Raw genomic sequence first — 657 nt, forward strand, 5'->3', positions numbered from 1 at the left:
GCTGCACCTGCGCTGGTCTGGGGTGCAGTGGCAACTGCTCTCCCTCACCAATGCCGAGGATTGGCGCACGATGAGCCGGCCGATAGATGAAATATGTGTGGATCTCACGCGCCGCTGTTTCTGGCGTAGCCAGGCAGGGCCCGTCCCGTTCTCTGATCAGCCCCGTGTACTGGGAGACTTTCTGAGCAACCTGCAGCGTACCTGCATTCATCACGGTTATTGCGTAGAGAGTGACCCCTTACCCCATGAGGATGCTCAAGATGCCCAAACAACCGATAGCCGTTGAGCTGGAGGCGATTAATCGAGAGGGGGAGACGCAAGTGGTGCGCGGCAGTAGCCTGGCGGTTCAGGGCTACAGCGTCTACCTGCGGGCTTTGGAGGGCAGTGGGTTGGCGCTGGCCACCTAGGTAGCTGACTACGACACCATAGGACCGGCCTACCAACTGGCGGAACGGCTGAGCGTTGCGCTCGCTATCCTACTCAACGTACTGGTCCCCGGACCGCTGATGCCGGTGAAGCGCGCCCCTACAGCCGGAACAGGAGCAGAAGCCGCCACCAAGGCCAACTGAACACCCCTCACAGTGAACCAACAACCGCTCTACCTTTAACCCTGACATGCTTTATGTGTGCCGGGGTTTTGTTTATTTGGAGAACCCC

Annotated in this window: 1 protein-coding gene and 1 pseudogene; both read left to right on the forward strand. The window is 59.4% G+C overall.

Annotation, left to right across the window (positions count from 1 at the left end; genetic code table 11):
- Window positions 1-286, forward strand: a pseudogene (locus OKB77_RS23985) (hypothetical protein); the annotation flags it as partial.
- Entirely contained in the window at window positions 261-407 is a 147-nt protein-coding gene (locus OKB77_RS23990; protein WP_270657419.1) for a hypothetical protein, read from the forward strand. The pseudogene OKB77_RS23985 and the gene OKB77_RS23990, both read left to right, overlap by 26 nt.
- The last annotated feature ends 250 nt before the right edge of the window (window positions 408-657 follow it).

The sequence above is a fragment of the Aeromonas sp. Y318-3 genome (genome assembly GCF_027706185.1).
Classification (GTDB): Bacteria; Pseudomonadota; Gammaproteobacteria; order Enterobacterales; family Aeromonadaceae; genus Aeromonas; species Aeromonas veronii.